The sequence below is a fragment of the Sporomusa sp. genome, assembly GCF_035561255.1.
GTDB lineage: Bacteria > Bacillota > Negativicutes > Sporomusales > Sporomusaceae > Sporomusa.
The window spans coordinates 1-14,473 of sequence record NZ_DATMXX010000415.1 but is presented as its reverse complement, the minus strand read 5'-3'; the positions used below and the strand labels follow the sequence as shown (position 1 = coordinate 14,473).

The window sequence follows — 14,473 nt, the reverse complement described above, 5'->3', positions numbered from 1 at the left end:
ATCATCGCAGATTTTAACTATAATTGTAGTAGGAGACAATAACATCCTGAGTAACTTAAAATAAGGATGCTTAGTGGAATTATACATTCGACAATCTAAGATGTATTAACAAAAACCAGAGATTTCCGCCTAAATATTCGGAATATTGCGCGAAAAAAGCAGGGGTTTGGGAAGGGAGGCTGTAATTTACTTATCAACAATGTTCTTTATTAATATTAAAAATAGGAGTGTGGAAATTGATGTCTTCAAAGAAATTAAAACTATTATCGGTTCTAGTCGCCATCATACTGGTAATCAGCATTGCCGGTTGTGCTAAACAGGCAGCAGCTCCTGACGACAAGAAAGCCTGGGCTCCGCAGAAACAAGTAACACTGCTGGCAGTTGCCGGTGCCGGCGGCGGGCTTGACATGGTTGCCCGGACTGTGGCTAAAATCTTTGATCAGAAAAAAATCGTTACCCAGCCAATCATGGTTGAGAATAAACCAGGCGGCGGACAGGTTACAGGCACTGTTAGTTTTGCTACCCAGGACGGTAAAAATGATCATAAATTAATGATCGCATCGACTCCTTTTATCTTAAACTATATTAAGAAAGACGGAAACAGCCCGATTGGTCCTGATCAGGTATATCCTTTAGCCCTGCTGCAGGAGGATTACGGGATTATTGCCGTTAAAGCAGATTCTAAATATAACACCTTAAAAGAACTGTTTGATGCCGCGAAAGCGAATCCCGCCAGTGTGCAATTCTGCGGTGGCGGCGCTCCCGGAACCTGGGATCACCTTAACTCTGTTTTACTGGCCCGCAAAGCCGGGGTCGATATTAAAGCGATGAAATACAATACATATGATGGCGGCGGTGAAGCCTTAACAGCCTTGCTTGGTGGCAATGCCGATGCGCTGACATCTGATGTGTCATCCATTAAACAATATGTTCAGGCTGGCAGGGTACGGGTATTGGGTGTCTCTTCAGCAGTCCGGATTGCTGAAGACGAGGTTATGAAAAACACCCCAACCTATAAAGAACAGGGGTTTGATGTCGTTACTACCAACTGGCGCGGGATTTTTGCCGGTAAAGATGTACCTGAAGCGGCTAAGAAATACTGGTCGGAAAAAGTAGGAGAACTCTGCAACACTCAGGAATGGAAAGACGAATTGAAGAAACAAGGGGTTATCTATACTTACAAAGATGCTAAAGGCTTCTATGATCTCATCAAAGCTGATGAGGCCACCTACACCGAAATTTACAAAGAGTTAGGTATGGCGAAATAAATCCTCGAAGTATTGAATAGGGAGAAGAGCCTGGCTCTTCTCTCTGTTTTTAGAAAGGAAAGTGAGTAACACCGTGAATAAAACCTTTGACCAGTATGCAAGTGTAGTTTTTCTTGTTGTAGGTGTCGCAATTTATCTGTACGCCCAAACATTAACGGTGTCGAATGTGGGAATTGCCATTGGGCCGAAAGCGCTTCCCAGCTTCCTGGCGGTAATTCTCATCATCCTCAGTTCGATAAATCTTTTTGTGACAATCCGCTCTCAAACTCTTGCTAAAAAAGAAGAGCTTGAGTATAAGAAGTTCCTCATTATTTTGGTGTCGCTGATCCTTTATGCGTTATTAATCGAGACCCTCGGTTATGTTATTTCTACCTTTCTGTTTCTGATGGTAGGTTTTCAAACGATGGAAAAAGGAAAATATTTGTCTTCGGCAGTGATTGCAGCTGCCTTTGCCGGTGGCATTTACTATTTCTATGTAGAACTATTCTTGGGCGTATTACCGCCACTACCTTTTTAAGGAGGGATCAGCATTGGACTCATTACAATTTTTACTGCAAGGGCTTAGTGTGGCCTTAGAGCCTATAAACCTTTTCTTTGCCTTGTTTGGCTGCCTGATTGGGACGCTGGTGGGAGTTTTGCCTGGGATCGGCCCGATTAGCGGCGTTGCCCTGCTTATTCCGGTTACCGCAACCCTGACCAGCGGACTGCCGGCAGAACAAGCGGCCACCAGCTCCATTATCTTATTGGCCGGTGTCTATTACGGCGCGATGTACGGCGGGTCGACAACTGCGATCCTGATCAACACGCCGGGGGAGAACTCCTCGGTATGCACGACTCTGGACGGATATCAAATGGCCAAGCAAGGCCGGGCGGGAGCCGCTTTAGCCATTTGCGCCATTGCTTCTTTTGTGGCAGGGCTGATTGCCTGCATTGGTCTGGTATTTATGGCTGTACCACTGGCTGAGTTTGCTTTAAAGTTTAGTCCTGCCGGCCAATTCTCGCTGATGATTCTCGGGCTTTGCGCCTTAAGCAGTCTGGCCGGTAAGTCGCAGATTAAAGCCTTTATTATGACCACACTGGGCTTACTGCTGTCTACGGTGGGCGTTGATCCCATATCGGGAGTGGCCCGTCTTACTTTTGGCTTTCCGGAACTTTATTCCGGTATTGAATTCCTGACACTGGCTGTGGGGATGTTTGCCCTGGGCGAGGTATTTAAGACAATTCTCACCAATGATTATGTTAAAGGTGAGCCAATTAAAGTCGGCAGGGTAATGCCGACCAAACAGGATTTAAGAGACAGCACCATACCTATCCTGCGTGGATCGCTGTTAGGCTTTTTTCAAGGACTGGTGCCTGGATGCGGGGCTACACTGTCCTCGTTTATGGCTTATACGGTGGAGAAAAAATTCAGCAAGAATAAAGCGAATTTCGGGAAAGGGGCGATTGAGGGGGTTGCTTCACCCGAAGCTGCCAATAATGGCGCTGCCGGGGGAGCCATGATCCCGCTATTAACCCTGGGCATACCCGGCACAGGCACCACCGCCGTCTTAATGGGGGCCCTCATTATGTTTAATATTACCCCTGGGCCCCTTCTGTTCCAGGACCATCCGCAGGTAGCCTGGGGTTTGATTGCCAGCATGATTGTCGGCAACGTTATGCTGCTTATCTTAAATCTGCCGCTGGTCAAAGTCTTTGCCAAAGTCATTGAAACACCGCCTAAATACCTGATTCCCGGGATTATTGCCATCTCTGTCTTTGGTGTTTACGCTGTACAGGTCAGCGTGTTTAATCTGCTGCTGATGATTGGCAGCGGTCTTGCCGCTTACTACCTGGCAAAAAATGATTATCCAATAGCACCGGTTGTTTTATCCCTTATTCTGGGACCAATGATTGAAAATAATCTGCGCAGGGCCATGAACCTTTATAACGGTGATTACAGCATGTTCGTTAAGGATCCGGTTTCATTAATATTCCTCATTATTGCTGTCTTATGGGTCTCCGTGCCGGCCATCATGAAGTTCAAGGGTAAAAAGGTAGTTGTAGAAGAAGCCTAGCCGGCAGTTAGCTGTTATTGGAGGGATACCGGATGGGATTAACCATTGCCGAAAAATTAATAAGCCAGTCATTGGTGGCAGGACAAATGATCAGGGGGCAGCGTATCGGTATACGTGCTCATCAGACACTGTCACATGATGTAAACGGGGTCATGTCCTATTTGGCTCTTGAGGCCATGGGGCTGGAAAAGGTTCAGGTCGAGCTGGCTGTCCATTATATTGACCACAACATGATTCAGGCCGACTACAAGAATTCAGACGATCACCGCTTCCTGCAGGACATAACAGCAAAGCTCGGGGTCATTTGTTCCCGTCCTGGCAGCGGTATTTGTCATCAACTGCACCTGGAGCATTGGGGAGTGCCTGGCAAGACACTGATTGGCGCTGATTCTCATACGGTTGCTGCCGGCGGCATTGGCATGCTTTCTATTGGGGTGGGCAGGTTTGACGGGGCGATCACTATGGCCGGCGAACCCCTTTACCTGACAATGCCTAAGATTGTCAATGTCCGTCTTAGCGGCCAGCTGCCGCCATTTGTATCGGCCAAAAACATTATTTTGGAACTGCTCCGCCGTGTGTCTATTACGGGCGGTGTAGGCAAGATTTTCGAGTACACCGGACCAGGGGTTGCAACACTTACTGTTGCCGAACGATCCTCAATCACCAATATGGGGCAGGAGACCGGGGCGACCACGTCGGTTTTTCCCAGTGATGAAAATACCCGCAAGTGGCTGCGTGCATATCGCCGGGAGGAGCAGTGGGTGCCGCTGCAGGCAGACGCCGATGCTGTCTACGATGAAGTAATCGAGATCGATCTGTCGCTGCTTGAACCACTGATTGCGCTGCCGCACCAGCCGGACCGGGTTGTGCCGGTGCGGGAAGCGGCCGGGGTAAAAGTGGACCAGGTAATGATGGGCAGCTGCACCAACACATCGCTCAATGATGTGTTGTCGATTGCGCATGTTTTAGATGGCAGGCCTATTCACCGTGATGTGGATGCCGGCCTGTACCCGGCCACCCGTACCGTAATTCGCGAGAGCATCGCCAGAGGCGCTCATGATAAAATTCTGGCGTCAGGTGTGCGTATTTTTGAACCTGTCTGCGGGGGCTGTAATGGCTGTGGCTTTGCTCCCCAAAGTAACGGTGTTTCGCTGCGGACGACCCCGCGTAATTTTGTCGGGCGCAGCGGTACCGCCTCTGATAAGGTTTATCTGGTTGCACCTGAGACCGCAGCTGCGTCTGCGCTAACCGGCGTTATCACCGATCCCCGTGAGTTACAGCTTTCGCCGTTTATTTACGAAATGCCTGACATATTTATCGATGACCGTGATATGTTTCAGCAACCTTCAGCAGAGCCGGAAACAATCGTTATCCGGCGCGGACCTAACCTCAGGCCAATCCCGGCAATGCCGGCTTTGCCGGATGTCACCAGCGGCGAGGTGCTGGTTAAAGTCGGGGACGATATCACCACCGACCATATCTGTCCGGCCGGAGCCCTGTATTTGCCGATCCGTTCGAACATCCCGGAACTTTCTAAGCATGCTTTTAAGGTGGTGGATGACACCTTTGCCGACCGGGCCGGCAAAGCGGGCGGCGGTTTGATCGTCGGCGGTGCCAACTACGGTCAGGGATCAAGCCGGGAGCAAGCCGTTATGGTGCCAAGATACCTTGGCGTTAAAGCGGTAATTGCCAAGAGCTTTGCCCGGCTGCATTTGGCGAACCTGGTAAACTGGGGTCTCCTGCCGCTGACTTTTACGAATAGCGACGATTTTGACACAATCAGCCAGGGTGACCGGCTGACGTTTGATACGGCAGTATTATCTGAAGGACAGCACATTATCGTTAAGAATGAGACGAAAGCTGCTACTATTGTTGTTGCCTGTCCCCTCTGCCAGGAGGATCTGGAATCGATAAAAGCAGGGGGCCGGCTAAACCAGGTGAAAGCCAAAAAACGGAACAGCTAGCGACCCAGCCATCACAAAGTGATTTTGCTAGAGAGAGGGGCGGAAATGATGAACGCTCTTGAGAAAAAGCTGGTGGAAATCCTCACAACCCTGCGGCACCAGTATGGCGTTACCGCAGTTAAGTGTAACCTGGAAGCGGAAGGCATCCGGCTTGACGAAATCGCCCGCACCAAGGAGATCGTATTCAGCGCCGGTGTCGGCCTTACCATAAAACTCGGTGGCTGTGAGGCGTTGACAGACCTCCGGCTGGCCAAAATGTTTGGTGTCAATAGTATTATGGCGCCGATGATCGAGTCCAGATTTGCTTTGGAAAAGTACCTTGATATGGCTGCAGCTGAATATGCAGCTGATGAACTGGCTGATATGAAGTTGCTTATTAATATTGAAACAACCGACGGGTACGAAAAAATTGACCAGATCCTGAACGCTGATAATATTGACCGGTTGCACGGTATTGTGCTGGGGCGCACTGACCTCGTGAAGGCCCTGGGTGTGACAGATGTTAACGCGCCGCAAGTGCTGGACATTGCGAGAAATTTATTTACTAAAGCCAGGCAGCACTCACTCCTTTGTATTGTTGGTGGCGGGACTACCGTAGCGTCCATACCCTTTTTCCAGCAGCTGCAAGGAGTGCTGGATGGCTTCGAGACCAGAAAAGTGGTGTTTGCTGACACTGGTAAGTCCGGGGGGGAGCTGGCAGAAGGCATTTTGCTGGCACTCCGATTTGAATACCACTGGTATGAACTGAAGCAGCAGTATTATGGCAGGATCTACAACGAAGACGCTGCTAAAATGAAGAACCTGGCCAAGGTTTTACAGCTATAGTCATTGCGATAGCAGCTATTGTGGAGGAGAATATGCAAACAACAATTGACGGGTTTGGGCTGTTACCAACCACCTGCATATCGGATGCAATGCAGGGATTAAATAATTTTGACACCGCCGTCAAACCCCTCAAGGCAGAGGATAGAATCTGCGGACAGGCAATCACTGTTAAGATGCCGGCCGGTGATAATATGATGGTGCTAAAAGCTATAAAAGAAGCCCGGCCGGGCGATATCTTAGTGATTGATGCCGCGAACTACTCCTATAGGGCGGTTGCCGGCGATTTTGTTATCGGCCTAGCGCAGGTTCTCGGGTTAGGCGGTGTGGTGGCATATGGTACGATTCGTGATGTTCAAAGTATCAAAGCAATGAATTTTCCAGTCTTTTGCACCGGAACAACAGTTGCCTGCAGTCAGAAAATCGGCGCAGGCGAGGTTAATGTCCCTATAGCGTGTGGCAATGCCACTGTCCATCCAGGCGATATAATCATCGGGGATGCTGACGGTGTAGTTGCTGTGCCGCAGTCAGAGGCGAGCATTATTTTGGCGGCAGCCCGGAAAAAACTGCAACAGGATGAAGCGCGCGCTAGTTGTGTTTTAGTGGATGCACAGTCGGCTATGAACTATCTCAATAGCCTTTCAAAATAAATAAGCAACCCTTGCGAGGTAATCCTGCAAGGGTTGCTGCTTAAAGATCCAGATAATCAATTGTATCGGAAAACTCGACAAACGCGTTGACTGCATTGATTGATAATGCCTCTTTTTGATAAATCATCCAGGTCCGGCGCATGACAGGCTGATTATTTTGATCTGTGATAACTGTCTTATATACGCCGTCTGATTTGAGCAGGATCATGCTCCCCATGATCGCGTACCCATGGCCATGTTCGACCATGTCCTTACAAGTGTCAAGACGATCAACCTCCATGCTGATAAACGGGGGGACCGTAAAGTTTTCCCGCCACCAATTATCGATTAATAATTGGACTGCGTCATCTGTACGGTAGCTTATTCTGGGGAGATGCGGCAGATCCTGGATTGAAACCGGTTCTTTTGAGGCAATGCACATCGTTTCTTCAAAGAGCAGTTTCTTTTCGTCCGGCCAGGGATACTCGCCGCGTAAGAACCCAATATGAGCTCCGTGGGTGTTGACCAGGTTTAAAACCTCTTTACTCCAGACCGTATTTACCTTAAATTCCATCTGCGGGTAGTGGGTTTTAAAAAGCTTTAGCAGACGCGGCAGTTTGTATTTGGTCATATAGTGTGTTGCGGCGATGCGTAAAGTCCCTCTGACGCCCTCGTGCATATTGGTAATCCGGTCTTTGATTTCCTGTATCCGGGTCAGCATCTCTGTAGAGCACTTGGCAAGATACTCTCCCTGGGACGTGAAATGGATTCCCTTACCTGATCGATAGACTAGCTTCGCGCCTAACTCGTCTTCGATCTGGCGTAACCGGGTCGTAAGAGCAGGCTGGGAAATGAAAAGAACTTGTCCGGTTTTGGTAATATTTCTTTTTTCATATAGAACATGAAAGATAAGCCAATCGCGTTCATCCATACTGTTTCTCCTTGGGAATATTACCAACTTATTGTTTCGCTGTAGTTGTATTCGCGATTGCAGTAAATAATCCTCTATGCCAACAAGGGATCAACATCCTGATAGGAATAGGGGAACAGACAGTGTCCTAAATTGCGAGATAGGGAGGATTACTCATGACAAGGCTGTTAAAACCGGCGCAGGCAGGTACGCTTGAATCGTCGGATATCCTTATAATGCTGGCTCCTGCAGAAGCGGGTGCCGGTATCCAGGTTGAGCTGCACACTCCGACCAGGCAACAGTATGGGGAACACATCAGGAGCCTGATCGTAAAGATATTTGAGGACCAGGGGATCCAGGATGCAATTGTACACGCCAATGAAAAAGGCGCTTTAGACTATACGATAGAAGCCCGGGTCAAAACGGCGATTAAGCGGGCTTCAGGCCAGGGGGGATTCTAATATGTTGAAGGAACGACTGCGGCGGACTGTTTTGTATGCAGCCGGCAATAATCCCGGACTGCTGCAGAACGCCGCGATATATGGAGCAGACAGCGTAATTTTCGATGTTGAGGACTCTGTAGCTGTTTCGGAAAAAGACAGCGCCCGGGAGCTTGTTTATCATGCGTTAAAAAAGCTTACGTTTCCGTGCGAGATTGGGGTGCGTATCAATCATATCAGTACCCCCTGGGGCTATGACGACCTGGAATACCTGCTGCCGGCGAAGCCGGACTATATTCGCTTGCCTAAAGGTGAAAGCGGGGACGAAATTAAGGATATCGATAGTATCATAACAAAAGTAGAAGCGCAGCAGGGCTTCGAACTCGGATCAATTAAGCTGATGGTTTCGATTGAAAGCCCTAAGGGGCTGCGCAACGCCTATGAAATTGCCTCTGCCAGCCCACGCATGATCGCAATTGCGATTGGCGGCGAAGATTTTGCCGCCTCGCTTAAGACCGAAAAAACACGGGGAAATATCTTTACCGGCGGCCGGGAGCTGTTCGTTGCCAGAAGTATGATTGTATTTGCCGCCAGGGAAGCCGGAATTCAGGCCATTGATTCCGTATTCTCCGATTTACGGGATGAAGAAACACTGATCAATGAGGTAACGATGGTTAAAGAATTGGGTTTTGACGGTAAATCATGTATAAACCCTCGCCAAATCGATATTATCCACCAGGTATTTACCCCTTCGGCGCAAGAGATTGACTACGCCCACAGGGTTCTGGCTGTTTTTGAGGAAGCCGCAGCCAATAATTCCGGTGTTATCGCTTTAGATGGCAAGATGATTGATATGCCCATGGTCATAAGAGCCGAGAGAGTGTTAGCAAATGCCCGCGCCGCCGGCATTTACCAGAAGGGGGTAAGCTGATGATTAATGCAGCAGGCCGGGAGATTCCCGCCAGCATCCAAGGCTATAAGGAGATAAAGAACTATGCCGGACCGTTTGCAACCCCGCCGCCGGCAGATGCGCGCAAGGCAGGTCCAACGCTTAAAGCGGTATATCCGGGCGAAAATAAACTGCTGGCATCCATTGATGAGGCAATTGAGGCAGCCGGGTTACAAGACGGCATGACCATTTCGTTTCATCATCATTTCCGTAACGGTGATTATGTGATGAATCGGGTCATTGCGGCGATTGCCCAAAAAGGGATCAAAGGTCTGACCTTAGCACCAAGCTCTTTTTTAGATACAAATGATGAATTAATCCCCTATTTTCAGCAAGGAGTCCTGATTGCGGCTGAAACAAGTGGTTTGAGAAATAAGCTTGGCCAGTTTTTGACGACAAATAAATTAACAAAGCCAACGATCATTCGTTCTCATGGCGGCCGGGTGCGGGCCATCGAGAGCGGGGAGCTGAGGATTGACGTCGCCTTTATCGGTGCGCCCACCTGTGACACCTATGGCAACATCAACGGTGTGCATGGCTCTGCAGCCTGCGGCTCTATGGGGTATGCCATGGTCGATAGCCGGATGGCTGATACGGTGGTGGCAATCACGGACAATTTAGTGGATCATCCCATTTGCCCGGTAAGTATTCCCCAGCACCAGGTTGATTATATCGTCAAGGTTGACTGCATCGGTGATCCAAATGGGATTTCAACCGGCGCATTGCGGGTTACCTCCAATCCCCGCGATCTCCATATTGCCAAGCTTGCTGCTAAAGTCATTGAGTATGCGGGCTATTTTAAAGAGGGATTTGGCATGCAGCTAGGCGCAGGTGCTGCCACTGTGGCGGCAGGCAAATACCTAAGAGAGGTTATGCTCAGGGACAAAGTTGCCGCAAGCTTTGCGATTGGCGGTATCGTCGGTCCATTCTGTGATTTACTTGATGAAGGTTTGATTCGGACCTTATTTGATGTACAGAGCTTTGAAGCGAGAACAATTCAATCACTCCGCGACAACCCCCGGCATCAGGAGTATGATTGCACATTTTATGCTAATCCCTGGAATAAAGGCCCCATGGTAAACAAGCTTGACTATGTTGTCCTGGGGGCCACGGAAGTAGATATCAATTTCAACGTCAATGTAATGACCGATTCCAACGGCATCATGATGGGGGCTCTCGGCGGTCATCCCGATGCATCGGCCGGGGCAAAATGCACCATCATCTGTGCACCGCTGCTCAGGGGCCGCCTGCCGATGGTCACAGACGCTGTGCAAACCATCTCCACCCCGGGTGAGACGGTCGACGTAATTGTTACAGACCGCGGCGTGGCCGTGAACCCCAAACGCCAGGATCTGATAGAGAATCTCAAGGAATCAGGACTACCCCTCATGACCATAGAACAACTCCGGGATACGGCCTATGACCTTGGCGGTAAACCAGGACCGCTGAATATAAGCGACGAGGTGGTTGCTGTGGTGGAATACCGTGATGGCACAGTATTAGACGTAATCAGGTGCCCTGTTTTATAATTGAGCAACCCCTGGTGATTAGGAATTCAAAAAGAATATGGACAGTACTGGCCCCACGGTGGGGTATTTTGATGTTTTTATCTTTATAGAATGGTCCAGTTCTTCGAATTTGTATTAAAATGATACCAAATGTTCGTAAGGTTGGGTATAATATAAAGAGGAATACCTCGGAGGTGTAAGCATGACTTTAGCAGATAAACTGTTACAGGACTTTAAGGAATTGCCTGAAGAAAAAAAACGTCAAGTCATTGATTTTGTAGAGTTTCTGCGAGCCAAGCAGCAGCAAGAATTAGAACAAATGATGGACACTGTAATTGCCGAAAACAAAGAGGCATTTCTGGAATTGGCTAAGTAATGCGTACACTATCATTAACAGATGTACTGCTATTGCACCGTAAGCTTATAGACCAAACAGGCGGTGCTCATGGCGTAAGGGATATGGGCTTGCTAGAAAGTGCTTTAAATCGTGCACATGTCAGCTTTGACGGTGCAGATCTTCATACTACAGTTGAATCGAAAATTGCAGCTACGACGTATGGGCTTATTAATAATCATGGCTTTATTGACGGAAATAAACGAATTGGTATTGCGACGATGCTGTTATTGTTACGCATTAATGGCTATTGTTTGAATTATAGCCAAGGTGAATTGATAGAGTTAGGGCTGGGGATTGCCGCCGGGTCGCTGAGTGAGAATGAGATCATTCATTGGATTCAGCAACATAAGTAGTCTAGATAAAAGGCGAGACGCCGCTACTATGAAAAACACAGCGCTTCCCCTGTGTTTTTGGAAGACGAGGGGACGGTGGTACTGTCTCCCTGTTCTCTAGCAAATATTAGCTGCATAGACCATTAGGATTAAATGAGCATGGCAATAGCGAAAGAAACCCATTCGCGATGCCATGCTTAGTGCTTTTAGTGTCCTATATTACGCCTGCCTAAGAGTATAATATAACTACCAAACCGCTCCCAATGATATGACTGATCTGGAGTGCATCCTTTGTTAGGCCAATGGGTATTATACAAGAAATCAGGTACGATATATGGTGTTAACTGAAATTAAAGATTGCAAAGGAGAAACCATGGAAGGAAACAAAACAGCAGTTAAATCAATGGATGCATATACAATTTTCTCCTGCGGTTCAGGAAATGCTTAAAAAGTTAAGAAAAGTCATTAAAGAGGCCGCTCCAGATGCGGAATAAAAGATAAGCTGGCAAATGCCTACTTTTGCGTTGCATGGAAATCTGGTTCATTTTGCTGCTCATAAAAATCATATTGGGTTTTATCCAGGTCCTAGTGGAATTGACGCATTTAAACATGAATTATCGGAATATAAAGGAGCAAAAGGATCAGTACAGTTTCCTTTAGACAAGCTATTGCCTTATGATTTAATAAGCAGGGTAGTCAAATTTAGAGTTACTGAGAATACAAAATTAGCAGCAAACAGGCTGAAAAAGAAGAATTAGAGGGAAATGGCCAGTCAGGATTATGCAAAATGGAAACAAATGCTCTGTCCCCGCATTTTAGCTTGCTTGGTATGAGGATCTAATCGATATCAGCTAGTTGGAGGCGACTTATGATAGAAGTGACAGCTGCTTTGATCAGACGTGGTAATCGCATATTGATCGCACGACGCCCTGCCAATGATCATCTTGCGGGGTTATGGGAATTTCCCGGTGGTAAAATCGAACCAGGTGAAGCACCAGAAGAGTGCTTACGCAGAGAAATATTGGAAGAGCTAAGTATTGAAATTAAGGTCGGCAGATATTTTACTGAAAGCACTTATAAGTACCCACAAAAGAGTGTTCATTTGCTGGCCTTTTGGGCTGAACTGACCGGCGGGGAAGTTCAGGCATTATTTCATGATGAGGTAAAGTGGGTTACGTTTGCTGAGTTAAGTAATTTGAACTTTGCGCCAGCAGATATACCCATTGTTGAGCGGTTACGGGTGAGCCTTGTTTGAGCAAGATTTAAGTAGGGAATCGAATTACTATGACCACGTCTCGGCAAATGGTATAGAGGGACTCGGGAGAATCGTCCCCTGAGCCTATGGTACAAATACCAGAGCTCTCTGTTTTTAAGGTAGGTTATATTGAGGATTGAGTAAAATATCGATAAATTATAAAAAAAACCTATCGCTATTTGCATTAAACTGTACGGATAAAGAGTAGAAAGAAAAATCTAAGTAGAAACAAATAATATTTATACTAAATTTGCAGAAATTTATAATTCAAAATGAAAGATAGAACATGTAAATTGTAAAGAGGGGGGAATGATTAGAAAAAATGCGAATACGAAAATGAGAAAAGCTACAATGCAGGGAGCAGAAGGCAATGTAATGCCTTGGCTCCTTGTTTTTTATGCGATTATGATTACGGAAAGGGCGATACTGATGTGAAGTCAAGGTGCCTGAAAGTAAAACAAAAACGCCCATATGTTGGTTGTTGGGGCGATATTCCAGATTCTTGTTCGGAATTAATATGCAAATGTAGATTTACTGACAAGGAATACGGTTGCTTAATTGCAGCTGTTCTCAATCGAATGCAAACTAACGTTATTTCCAGTAATAAGCATTGCCATAAATAAGTTAATCGCTATATTGATAAAGAAATATTTGCCATTCCTTAGAATGTTATTTATGCTACACGACATAGTTGCAGCTTTGCATATTAAGGAGGTATTTGTATGTGCGGTAAGTCAGAGTTTGTAGTAACTCAACACGTAAAAGGGGGGAAATACGTTGTAAATGAAACTGAGTACGATTCAAAGCGGATTGCGAATATTATTCGTCGTTACCAGGAATTGAGAAGTACAGCTGAAATAACTGCTGTACAATATCGACAAATCAGCAACGGTGGTGGCTTTACACACGGTAAAGATGACATTGTGTGTGTGCTCGCCGATATTGATCAGGGAGTAGTTGTATTATCTCCGCGGCAATTGACCGTGTTTGAGTTACTGAAAGGGGGATATCAAGTAGAGGAGATTGGCAAAATGCTGGGCATCAAGCCGGTAACGGTAAAGTTCCATATTCAGGAAGCGGTCTTGCGGTTAACAGCTTACCTCAATACTTCCCACAGTAGAGAAAGAGGTGCAAAAAAATGAAGAAATATTACTCATTGGAGATGTTAGAGGACATATATCGGCTTCAGGACTCCAGAATTTCTGATGAAGAAGCAAAAGAAAAGGCTAGAAATTTGCACAGGCAGCTAAACACCCTGGATATTTCCTGGGCCCGGAGTAATCGCCGGTTTTACACTCACAATCTACTTCAAGATTTTTTGCTTGAATATATCTAATTTTGTACCTAACCCTTTTTTACTATTTGAGTACGGATAAAGAATAGGAGGTGAAAAATATGTATTGTCCTTTACTTTGTCTTAAACCAGAGAATAATCTGGTGTCGTTTTGTCAATGCCTGGAGGAGGCCTGCGCCTGGTGGATTATTACCGGTGACACAGGCAAATGCGCAATGGTTCAAATGGGTGTATTTGCCACAAATCCCTGACAAGGCGGCCTAACCACAAGTGAAGAGAGGAAGTGAATCCATGATTCCCACACTGAAACTAAGCGACATTATCAGTAAATGGCGGGATGCTTTGCAAGCCAGTCAGCCCATACAAGATTTTTGTACAACCCATTATAACAAGGCGCCTAATATCTTCGTCGGTACTAACGGTAAAATACCGCCAACCGCAGATCAGTACCCGCTGATTATTCTCTATCCGGGGGCTAAATCAGAGGGGCTGGAATTGCAGGAATACACGTATAAACTCACCATTGGCTGGACGGTAGTGCAAACCGCAGTGACTGTAACAAATCAGGTAACGGAGTTGACTGGCATCGAGGAATGTGATGCCCTTGGCCAGCTCATCTATCTAGAGCTTGCACAGCTAAGCCCGGATAAC

At 47.0% G+C, this 14,473-nt stretch carries 17 protein-coding genes; 16 read left to right on the top strand and 1 reads right to left on the bottom strand.

The window, feature by feature from the left end; genetic code table 11:
• The first annotated feature begins 239 nt into the window (after window positions 1-239).
• The 6 genes from VN379_RS24110 to VN379_RS24085 all read left to right on the top strand — a co-directional run bounded on the left by VN379_RS24110 (window position 240) and on the right by VN379_RS24085 (window position 6,758).
• The gene (locus VN379_RS24110; protein ID WP_325538645.1) at window positions 240-1,268 is read left to right on the top strand and encodes a Bug family tripartite tricarboxylate transporter substrate binding protein; all 1,029 of its coding nucleotides are present in this window, start codon (window positions 240-242) and stop codon (window positions 1,266-1,268) included.
• Between the two features lie 73 nt (window positions 1,269-1,341).
• Window positions 1,342-1,785: a tripartite tricarboxylate transporter TctB family protein gene (locus VN379_RS24105; RefSeq protein WP_325538643.1), complete on the top strand. Its 444-nt coding sequence runs from the start codon at window positions 1,342-1,344 to the stop codon at window positions 1,783-1,785.
• 13 nt (window positions 1,786-1,798) lie between these two features.
• Window positions 1,799-3,322 (top strand): tripartite tricarboxylate transporter permease, encoded by a 1,524-nt coding sequence (locus tag VN379_RS24100; protein WP_325538641.1) that lies wholly within the window; start codon window positions 1,799-1,801, stop codon window positions 3,320-3,322.
• A 32-nt stretch (window positions 3,323-3,354) separates the two neighbouring features.
• Window positions 3,355-5,286, top strand: a complete 1,932-nt coding sequence (locus VN379_RS24095) for an aconitate hydratase (protein WP_325538639.1) — start codon at window positions 3,355-3,357, stop codon at window positions 5,284-5,286.
• Between the two features lie 45 nt (window positions 5,287-5,331).
• Window positions 5,332-6,111 carry an aldolase/citrate lyase family protein gene (locus tag VN379_RS24090; RefSeq protein WP_325538637.1) on the top strand — a complete coding sequence of 260 codons (780 nt, stop codon included), beginning with the start codon at window positions 5,332-5,334 and terminating at the stop codon, window positions 6,109-6,111.
• A gap of 32 nt (window positions 6,112-6,143) precedes the next feature.
• Window positions 6,144-6,758, top strand: coding sequence for an RraA family protein (locus tag VN379_RS24085; protein WP_325538635.1), 615 nt, complete (start codon window positions 6,144-6,146; stop codon window positions 6,756-6,758).
• Between the two features lie 40 nt (window positions 6,759-6,798).
• On the opposite strand, the gene VN379_RS24080 is transcribed toward VN379_RS24085, so the two are convergent.
• Window positions 6,799-7,668 carry a LysR family transcriptional regulator gene (locus tag VN379_RS24080; RefSeq protein ID WP_325538633.1) on the bottom strand — a complete coding sequence of 290 codons (870 nt, stop codon included), beginning with the start codon at window positions 7,666-7,668 and terminating at the stop codon, window positions 6,799-6,801.
• Between the two features lie 155 nt (window positions 7,669-7,823).
• Here VN379_RS24080 and citD point away from each other — a divergent pair, with 155 nt between their 5' ends.
• The 10 genes from citD to VN379_RS24030 form a co-directional block, all read left to right on the top strand.
• Window positions 7,824-8,108, top strand: a complete 285-nt coding sequence (gene citD / locus VN379_RS24075; RefSeq protein WP_325538631.1) for a citrate lyase acyl carrier protein — start codon at window positions 7,824-7,826, stop codon at window positions 8,106-8,108.
• Between the two features lies 1 nt (window position 8,109).
• The gene (locus VN379_RS24070; RefSeq protein WP_325538629.1) at window positions 8,110-9,018 is read left to right on the top strand and encodes an HpcH/HpaI aldolase/citrate lyase family protein; all 909 of its coding nucleotides are present in this window, start codon (window positions 8,110-8,112) and stop codon (window positions 9,016-9,018) included.
• Window positions 9,018-10,565 carry a citrate lyase subunit alpha gene (citF, locus tag VN379_RS24065; protein ID WP_325538627.1) on the top strand — a complete coding sequence of 516 codons (1,548 nt, stop codon included), beginning with the start codon at window positions 9,018-9,020 and terminating at the stop codon, window positions 10,563-10,565. The genes VN379_RS24070 and citF overlap by 1 nt, the downstream gene beginning before the upstream one ends.
• A 181-nt stretch (window positions 10,566-10,746) precedes the next feature.
• Window positions 10,747-10,920 carry a DUF2281 domain-containing protein gene (locus VN379_RS24060; protein WP_325538625.1) on the top strand — a complete coding sequence of 58 codons (174 nt, stop codon included), beginning with the start codon at window positions 10,747-10,749 and terminating at the stop codon, window positions 10,918-10,920.
• Window positions 10,920-11,294 (top strand): type II toxin-antitoxin system death-on-curing family toxin, encoded by a 375-nt coding sequence (locus VN379_RS24055; RefSeq protein WP_325538623.1) that lies wholly within the window; start codon window positions 10,920-10,922, stop codon window positions 11,292-11,294. Before VN379_RS24060 ends, VN379_RS24055 begins: the two co-directional genes overlap by 1 nt.
• A gap of 476 nt (window positions 11,295-11,770) precedes the next feature.
• Window positions 11,771-12,031 carry an iron chaperone gene (locus VN379_RS24050; protein WP_325538647.1) on the top strand — a complete coding sequence of 87 codons (261 nt, stop codon included), beginning with the start codon at window positions 11,771-11,773 and terminating at the stop codon, window positions 12,029-12,031.
• Window positions 12,032-12,141: 110 nt separating this feature from the next.
• On the top strand, window positions 12,142-12,528 hold the full coding sequence (mutT, locus tag VN379_RS24045) for an 8-oxo-dGTP diphosphatase MutT (protein ID WP_325538621.1): 387 nt from the start codon (window positions 12,142-12,144) through the stop codon (window positions 12,526-12,528).
• Between the two features lie 722 nt (window positions 12,529-13,250).
• Window positions 13,251-13,670 carry a LuxR C-terminal-related transcriptional regulator gene (locus VN379_RS24040; protein ID WP_325538619.1) on the top strand — a complete coding sequence of 140 codons (420 nt, stop codon included), beginning with the start codon at window positions 13,251-13,253 and terminating at the stop codon, window positions 13,668-13,670.
• 253 nt (window positions 13,671-13,923) lie between these two features.
• The gene (locus tag VN379_RS24035; protein ID WP_325538617.1) at window positions 13,924-14,073 is read left to right on the top strand and encodes a hypothetical protein; all 150 of its coding nucleotides are present in this window, start codon (window positions 13,924-13,926) and stop codon (window positions 14,071-14,073) included.
• Window positions 14,074-14,092: 19 nt separating this feature from the next.
• On the top strand, window positions 14,093-14,473 hold a 381-nt coding region (locus VN379_RS24030), incomplete at its 3' end, for a hypothetical protein (RefSeq protein ID WP_325538615.1).

Excerpts from the sequence above, each read along its gene's own strand:
- VN379_RS24060 (WP_325538625.1), top strand. The coding sequence starts at position 10,747 with ATGACTTTAGCAGATAAACTGTTACAGGACTTTAAGGAATTGCCTGAA.
- citD (WP_325538631.1), top strand. The coding sequence starts at position 7,824 with ATGACAAGGCTGTTAAAACCGGCGCAGGCAGGTACGCTTGAATCGTCG.
- VN379_RS24040 (WP_325538619.1), top strand. The coding sequence starts at position 13,251 with ATGTGCGGTAAGTCAGAGTTTGTAGTAACTCAACACGTAAAAGGGGGG.
- VN379_RS24055 (WP_325538623.1), top strand. The coding sequence starts at position 10,920 with ATGCGTACACTATCATTAACAGATGTACTGCTATTGCACCGTAAGCTT.
- VN379_RS24070 (WP_325538629.1), top strand. The coding sequence starts at position 8,110 with ATGTTGAAGGAACGACTGCGGCGGACTGTTTTGTATGCAGCCGGCAAT.
- citF (WP_325538627.1), top strand. The coding sequence starts at position 9,018 with ATGATTAATGCAGCAGGCCGGGAGATTCCCGCCAGCATCCAAGGCTAT.
- VN379_RS24095 (WP_325538639.1), top strand. The coding sequence starts at position 3,355 with ATGGGATTAACCATTGCCGAAAAATTAATAAGCCAGTCATTGGTGGCA.
- VN379_RS24080 (WP_325538633.1), bottom strand. The coding sequence starts at position 7,668 with ATGGATGAACGCGATTGGCTTATCTTTCATGTTCTATATGAAAAAAGA.
- VN379_RS24110 (WP_325538645.1), top strand. The coding sequence starts at position 240 with ATGTCTTCAAAGAAATTAAAACTATTATCGGTTCTAGTCGCCATCATA.
- VN379_RS24090 (WP_325538637.1), top strand. The coding sequence starts at position 5,332 with ATGATGAACGCTCTTGAGAAAAAGCTGGTGGAAATCCTCACAACCCTG.
- mutT (WP_325538621.1), top strand. The coding sequence starts at position 12,142 with ATGATAGAAGTGACAGCTGCTTTGATCAGACGTGGTAATCGCATATTG.
- VN379_RS24035 (WP_325538617.1), top strand. The coding sequence starts at position 13,924 with ATGTATTGTCCTTTACTTTGTCTTAAACCAGAGAATAATCTGGTGTCG.
- VN379_RS24085 (WP_325538635.1), top strand. The coding sequence starts at position 6,144 with ATGCAAACAACAATTGACGGGTTTGGGCTGTTACCAACCACCTGCATA.